Here is a 6,740-nt window from a genome sequence, read left to right on the forward strand (position 1 = left end):
CCCCGGAAGGGTGCGGGCTTCGTCGTGCGTGGGCTGGTCCGGTCGGGCCGTGACGTGCGTCAGGCGGCCCGACCGGCCCGGATCACTTGAGGGTGACCGTGGCGCCGGCGCCCTCGAGCTGCGCCTTCGCCTTGTCGGCCGTCTCCTTGTTCGCGCCCTCGAGAACCGGCTTCGGCGCGCCGTCGACGAGGTCCTTGGCCTCCTTCAGGCCGAGGCTCGTGAGGGCACGCACCTCCTTGATGACCTGGATCTTCTTGTCACCGGCGGCCTCGAGGATGACGTCGAAGGAGTCCTTCTCCTCCTCGGCCGGGGCGTCGGCGGCGCCGCCGCCCGCGGGGGCGGCCACGGCCACGGCGGCCGGCGCGGCGGCGGTGACCTCGAAGACGTCCTCGAACGCCTTCACGAACTCGGAGAGCTCGATGAGCGTGAGCTCCTTGAACGCGTCGATGAGCTCGTCGGTGGTGAGCTTCGCCATGGTGGCGGTTCCTTCCGTTCTGACCCGTCGACCGGTGGTCGGCGACAGGGGGTGCTGGGGACTGCTGGGGAGCTGCGGGCTGAGCGTCGGGCTCAGGCAGCGGTGTCGGACGACTCCTCGCGCTTGGCGCGCAGGGCCTCGACGGTGCGCACGGCCTGCGAGGCAGGAGCCGTGAACAGGTACGCGGCCTGGTAGAGCTTGGCCTTCATCGCGCCGGCCGCCTTGGCCAGCAGCACCTCGCGGGACTCGAGGTCCGCGAGCTTGGTGATGTCCTCCGCGGTCAGCGGGCGGCCGTCGAGGACGCCCCCCTTGATGACCAGCGCAGGGTTCGCACGGGCGAAGTCACGCAGACCCTTGGCCGCCTCGACCGGGTCACCGGTGACGAAGGCGATCGCCGACGGGCCCGCGAGCCCGTCGTCGAGGCCCTCGAGGCCGGCTTCCTTGGCCGCGATCGCGGTCAGCGTGTTCTTCACCACGGCGTACTGAGCGTTCCCGCCGAGCGCCTTGCGCAGCGTCTTCAGCTGCGCGACGGTGAGCCCGCGGTACTCGGTCAGCACGGCCGCGTTGGAGGCACGGAAGCGCTCCGTGATCTCCGCGACGGCGGCTGCCTTGTCCGGCCTCGCCATGGCATTCCTTCCGATCAGGGTGCCGCCGGCGTGCCACCCCGGGAAACAGAAGAGCCCCGCGCAGGCGCGGGGCTCGGCAGGACGCGCACGTCGACCGGGCACGCGCCAGGGCACGTGCGGTCGGACGGGAGTCCGGTGAGTCTCGCCTGCGCAGGCCCCCGCTGTCGCGGAGCTTCGGCCGGTCCGACGAGCGGACCGACGACCGACGGTCTTGGGCCGGACCAGCGTACGGCACGGGCCCCGGCCGACCAAATCGCGGCGGCCGCACCGCGTCACGCCGCGCCGTGGGCCCCGAACGTGCACCAGTTGACGAACCCCGCGGGCGCGGCCCGGTCGACGTCCGCGCGGGCGGCGTGCAGCGCGCGCGCCATCGTCTCACCGGCCGCGAGCCCGCGGTGCAGCCCCCGCATGAGGTCGACCACCTCGACGTCGGGGACGGCCGCGATGCTCGCCACGACGCCGGCCGTGCCCCGCGCGAGCATGGCCGAGACGAAGCCCAGCACCTCGTCCCCCGCGTACGCGACGTCGGCGCCGGAGTGGCACGACGCCAGGACGAGCCGGCGCGGCGCCACCCCCGCCCGGTGCAGCTGCTGCACCGTCACGGGGCCGTCCGCGAGGACCAGCGACGAGAACATCGGGTTGTCGGCACGGGGCACGCCGTGGCACGCCAGGTGCGCGAGGTCGGCCGTCGCCAGCGACCGCAGGACGTCGGCCGTGCGGCTGCGCCCGGCGCCGAGGACCTGCGCGCGCGGGTGCACGAGGGCGAGGGCGTCGACCTCCTCCTGCGCGGCGGCCAGGCCCGGACCCGCGACGAGCACCGTGCCCCCCGTCCCCCCGCGGCGCGCCGCGGACGCCACCCAGGCCGTGGCCGCCGGGCTGAGCGCGACGGGGCCGTCGTGCAGTGCCGCCCACGGCACGCCGTGCAGCGGTCCGACGGGCACCACGACGAGCTCGTCGTGCCCCGCCACGCCGAGCGGGTCCAGGAGCCGCTCGCGCAGCGTGCGCAGGCGCAGCTCGGCGTTGGCCCGCGCCGCCGCGGCGGACGCGGGCGACCGGGGGTCCGCGAGCCGGCGCAGCGCGAAGACCAGCGCCCGCTGGGCCTCCGCCACCGGACCGACGGGACCGAGGTCGACGACGCGCGCGCCGCGCCGCGCCACGACGACGGCCACGTACCGCCCGTCGCACCGGCCCACCTCGACCAGCACGCGCCCGTCCAGGGCGGTCCGGACCGCCGACAGCGTGGGCGGTTCCCGCCAGTCGCCCACCACGTCGTCCACCGCGACGTCCACCGCGACGTCCGCCACGACGGACCCGGTGCCGCGCTCCGGGTCGCCGTCGACGGGCGCGCCGTCGGGCGGCGCCGCGGCCGTGCGGGTCGGGCCCGACGGGAACGGGTGCCACGGCTCGGCCCCCTCGGGCGCGGGGCCGTCGACGGGGGGCTCGACGGGCAGCCGCGCGAGGAGCGCCGCGGCGCGCGTCTGCTCCATCCATCGCAGCACCCGCGCGGGCGACCCCTCGCGCAGCAGCGCCGCGAGACCCATCTGCCCCAGCTCGGCGCCGTGCCCGGACGCGAGCGCGCGCAGCTCCATCGTCGGCAGCGTGCCCCTGTGCGCGGCGAGGTCGCGCAGGCCGGCACGCGCCTCCCGGACCGTGCGCGGCCCGTCGCCCGCCGCGCGCGCGGCCGTCGCCCGGGCCAGCCGTCCCCGGATGCGCAGCAGGAGAGGACCGTGCTCGGCGAGGCGCCCCGCTGTGCCGAGCGCGTCCCGCCCGGCTGCCGGCCGGCCCGTCGCGAGCGCCGCGCGGCCGGTCACGAGGTACGCCTCGACGGCGGCCGTGAGGTCGCCCGCGCGCTCGAGGCCCGCCGCGGCGCGGCGGACGGCCGGCACGTCGGCAGCCACGACGCGGTCGAGCGCGAGACGCGCCTGGACGTCGAGGACACGCGCCCGGTGTCGCCACGCGGCGCGGTGCTGGGTGCCGCTGCGGCGGGCGACCTCGGTGGCCAGCGCGTGCGCCCGCTCGGCGTCCCCGCTCTCCAGGTGCAGACGCGCGAGGCGCACCTGGGCCTCGACGGCCATCAGCCACACCCCGGCCCTGGTGAGCTCGTCGACCGCGGACTGCGCCGCCCGGACCGCCTCCGGCAGGAGCCGCAGGTCGGCCATCGCGTCCGCCAGCTCCACGTGGTACTCGCCCAGCGGCACGCCGGCCCGCGCGTAGGTCCGCGCGACCTCCTCGAACTCCGCCATCCCCTCGGTGAGGCGGCCGTCGTGGACCGTGATCCAGGCGCGCGTCTGCCGGGCCACGGCGGACGTGACCTGCCCGAGCCCCGCCGCGACGCGCACGGCCTCGGCCGACGACGCGAGGGCCTCGGCGTACGCGCCGCGCGCGGCCAGCACCAGCGCGAGGTTGTTCGCCACCCGGACGGCGACGTCGGGCGACCGGTGCGGGTCGGCGGCGATGCGCCGGTAGCGGTCCTCCGCGGCGCGCAGGTGCCCGACGTTGTGGTCGAGGACGGCGAGCTGCAGCTCGAGGTACGCGGCCAGGCCGGGAGACGCGGCGCCGTCCTGCGCGCGCCCGAGCGCCCGCAGGGCGAGCGAGACGTCGTTGCGGGCCGCGGAGACGCGTCCCCGCTCGAGCCGGACGGCGGCCCGTGCCCCGCGCACCTCCGCCTCGACGCCGGCCAGCTCGGCGCGGCGCGCGACGACGACGGCACGGTCGAGCAGGCGCTCCGCCTCGACGTGCTCCAGGCGGGCGCGGTGCACGGCGGCCAGCGCACGCAGCGCCAGCGCCAGCGCCGCCGGGGGCCCCTCGCGCTGCGCGCGATCCACCGCGGCGCGCACCGCCGGCTCGGCGTCCTGCGGGTCGGACGTCGCGAGGTCGACGAGACGACGCGCATGTATCACCCGGGCAGCGACGTCCTCCTGGTCGGTGGACGAGCGCGCGCCGAGGCGGCCGTGCGAGGCCACCGCACCACCCCCCCGCCGTCCCGCTCCCACGAAGGAGACCACTCGATGAGCACGTCCGACGGTACCGGCACCGACGCGCGACGCCCTGCGCCGCACGACGCGGGCCGCGAGCGCGCGAAGGTCCGCCAGCAGGTCACCGAGCTGGTGCGCACCGCCCGTGAGCCCGCCCTGCGGCGCCAGGCCCAGCGGTCGATCACCGCGCGCTACCGGGCGCGCTGCGACCGCACGCTCGAGCTCGTCACCGGGCGTGACGGGCACGACGTGCTGGTCGCCGCCCGTGAGGTCATCGTGACGCGGCAGACGTGGGAGGACACCGGCGCCCGGGCGTACCTGGAGATCCGGGGGCTGCGTCGCGCCGAGCTCGACGCACCGGGGGTGGACGACCGCATCGTGCTGCTGCGGACGGCGGACGCGGTGAGCGCGTCGGAGCTCGACGACACCGTCGCCGAGCTGCGGCTGCGCGGCTTCCCGGTGTCCCAGAACCAGGTGCTGCCGTGCGGCCCGATCATGAAGAACCTCGGCGGGCCGGCGCTCGCCGAGGCGCTGCCCCGCCCGCGGCACCGTCCCGGCGCCGACGCGCCGCACGTGGCCGTCGTGGACACGGGCATCGACGCGCGCGTGCGTCAGGACGGCTGGCTCGTCGACGTGCCGCGGCACGCCGACGGGCGCGACGCGAACGTCGACCCGCTCGACATCGACCCCGGGGACGGCTACCTGGACCTCTGCGCCGGTCACGGCACGTTCGTCGCCGGCGTCGTCGCGCAGGTCGCGCCGACCGCGCGGCTCACGGTGCACCGCGCGCTGCTCGGCGGCGGCGTGGGCACCGAGATCGACGTCGCCACCGCGATCGTGCGGGCCGCCGAGGAGGGCGCGGACGTCATCAACCTCTCCCTCGGCGCCTCGACGCTGTACGACCAGCCGTCGCTCGCCGTCGAGGCCGCGCTCGACCGGCTCGCGGAGATCGAGGCGGCGGAGGGGCGCGAGATCCTCGTCGTCGCCGCGGCCGGCAACGCCGGCGACACCCGACCGGTCTGGCCGGCCGCCTTCGCGCAGGTCGTGGCCGTCGCGGCGCTCACCGCCGAGCACCGCCCGGCGCCGTGGTCGAGCCACGGCTTCTGGGTCGACTGCTCGACCGTCGGCGAGGGCGTGCGGGCGCCCTTCGTCAAGGGCGTCGAGTCCTACGAGTTCACGGCGGAGCCCGACCGGTTCCCCCTCGACTCCTTCGCCCGCTGGAGCGGGACGTCGTTCGCCGCGCCGCAGGTGGCCGGCAAGGTCGCGGCCCTCATGGCCGAGCACCGCATCGGCGCGCGCGCCGCGTACGCCCGGCTGCGCGCCACCGGCACGGCGGTCCCGGACTACGGCCGGGCGCTGCGCATCCTGCCCGGGATGTGACAGGAGGGGACGATGCAGACAATCTGCTGCGATCGCGGGACGATGCGAGACGTGACGCACACGCCCGCACGACCGCGAGATCCCGGCCGCCGGCCACCGGTCCGGCGCGCACCCACCGGTGACGCGACGCTCACCGAGCTGGTCGGACGCGCCCTCGCCGGCGACGAGGCCGCGTGGACGGAGATCGTCCACCGGCACACCGCCCTCGTCCTGGCGCGCGTGCGCCAGTTCCGGCTCAGCCCGCCGCAGGCGGAGGACGTCGCCCAGACGGTGTGGCTGAACCTCCTCGAGCACCTGCGGGACCTGCGGGAGCCCGAGGCCCTGCCCGGCTGGATCTCGACCGCGACGCGGCACGAGTGCATCCGGGTCACGACGCTCGCGCGGCGCAGCGTCCCCGTCGACCCCACGACCGGACGCCTCGACGCGCAGGACGACGCCGACCTCGACGGGGAGCTGGTCCGCAGCGAGCGGCACCGCGCGCTGCGGGCCGCGCTCGAGGAGCTGCCGGAGCACCAGCGGCGCCTCCTCCTGCTGCTCAGCACCGACCCGCCGCCCAGCTACCAGGAGGTGTCCGCGCTGCTGGGCATCCCGATCGGCTCCATCGGGCCGACACGCCAGCGCGGCCTGGCACGGCTGCGCCGGACCGCGGCGATCTCGAGCTACCTCACGGGCCCCGGCGGGCCCGCCCTCGGCGAAGGAGGCCGCGATGTCCTGGCACTCGGATGACCACGACACCCCGGCGGGCGACGGCTGCGTCGCCTGGACCGACGACGAGCGGCTCTCCGCCGCCCTGGGCGAGGCCGTCCGCGAGTCGGAGCTCGCGGACCGCGTGACGGCGGCCGGGCGGACCGCGTTCGAGGCGCACCGCGCCCTCTCCGCCGCCGACGACCTCAGCCTCGAGCTCTTCCTGCTGACGCTCGTGCACGACTCGGCGCTCGTCGGCGGGCCCGCCGGCGTGCGCGACCGCTCGGGCAGCACGTCGCGGACCCTCGTCTTCGAGGGCGACGGCGTGGGCGTCGAGGTCGAGCTGCAGGAGGGTCGGTTCGAGGGTCAGCTGGTGCCCGCGCAGCGCGGACGCGTCACCGTCCGCCGCCCGGAGGGCGACGTGGCGGTCGTCGAGACCGACGAGGTGGGCTGGTTCCACGTCGACGCGCGCCCCACGGGCCCGGTGCGGCTCGTGTGCGAGTCCGCCGCCGGGACGTGCGTGACCCAGTGGCTGTCCTGGTGACGGGCCACCCGGCGGGCACCGCCTGACCGTCCCCGGACGCACGACGGCCCGGCACC

The 6,740-nt window shown here is 77.0% G+C and carries 6 protein-coding genes; 3 read left to right on the plus strand and 3 right to left on the minus strand.

Annotation, left to right across the window (positions count from 1 at the left end; genetic code table 11):
* Positions 1 to 82: 82 nt before the first annotated feature.
* The 3 genes from rplL to ACFUMH_RS18040 form a co-directional block, all read right to left on the minus strand.
* The gene (gene rplL / locus ACFUMH_RS18030; protein WP_378208784.1) at positions 83 to 475 is read right to left on the minus strand and encodes a 50S ribosomal protein L7/L12; all 393 of its coding nucleotides are present in this window, start codon (positions 473 to 475) and stop codon (positions 83 to 85) included.
* A gap of 92 nt (positions 476 to 567) precedes the next feature.
* Entirely contained in the window at positions 568 to 1,101 is a 534-nt protein-coding gene (rplJ, locus tag ACFUMH_RS18035; protein ID WP_378208786.1) for a 50S ribosomal protein L10, read from the minus strand.
* 272 nt (positions 1,102 to 1,373) lie between these two features.
* Positions 1,374 to 4,064, minus strand: a complete 2,691-nt coding sequence (locus tag ACFUMH_RS18040; protein ID WP_378208788.1) for a CHAT domain-containing protein — start codon at positions 4,062 to 4,064, stop codon at positions 1,374 to 1,376.
* Positions 4,065 to 4,109: 45 nt separating this feature from the next.
* On the opposite strand from ACFUMH_RS18040, the gene ACFUMH_RS18045 reads away from it, so the two are divergent.
* From ACFUMH_RS18045 to ACFUMH_RS18055, 3 genes are read left to right on the plus strand one after another with little or no spacing between them, the layout of a single operon-like run.
* Complete coding sequence (locus ACFUMH_RS18045) at positions 4,110 to 5,456, plus strand: S8 family serine peptidase (protein WP_378208790.1); 1,347 nt, start codon at positions 4,110 to 4,112, stop codon at positions 5,454 to 5,456.
* A 51-nt stretch (positions 5,457 to 5,507) separates the two neighbouring features.
* Entirely contained in the window at positions 5,508 to 6,182 is a 675-nt protein-coding gene (locus tag ACFUMH_RS18050; RefSeq protein WP_378208792.1) for an RNA polymerase sigma factor, read from the plus strand.
* Positions 6,163 to 6,684, plus strand: coding sequence for a hypothetical protein (locus tag ACFUMH_RS18055; RefSeq protein ID WP_378208794.1), 522 nt, complete (start codon positions 6,163 to 6,165; stop codon positions 6,682 to 6,684). The genes ACFUMH_RS18050 and ACFUMH_RS18055 overlap by 20 nt, the downstream gene beginning before the upstream one ends.
* Positions 6,685 to 6,740: the final 56 nt, after the last annotated feature.

Source organism: Cellulomonas sp. NPDC057328 (assembly GCF_042667215.1).
Taxonomy (GTDB): domain Bacteria; phylum Actinomycetota; class Actinomycetes; order Actinomycetales; family Cellulomonadaceae; genus Cellulomonas.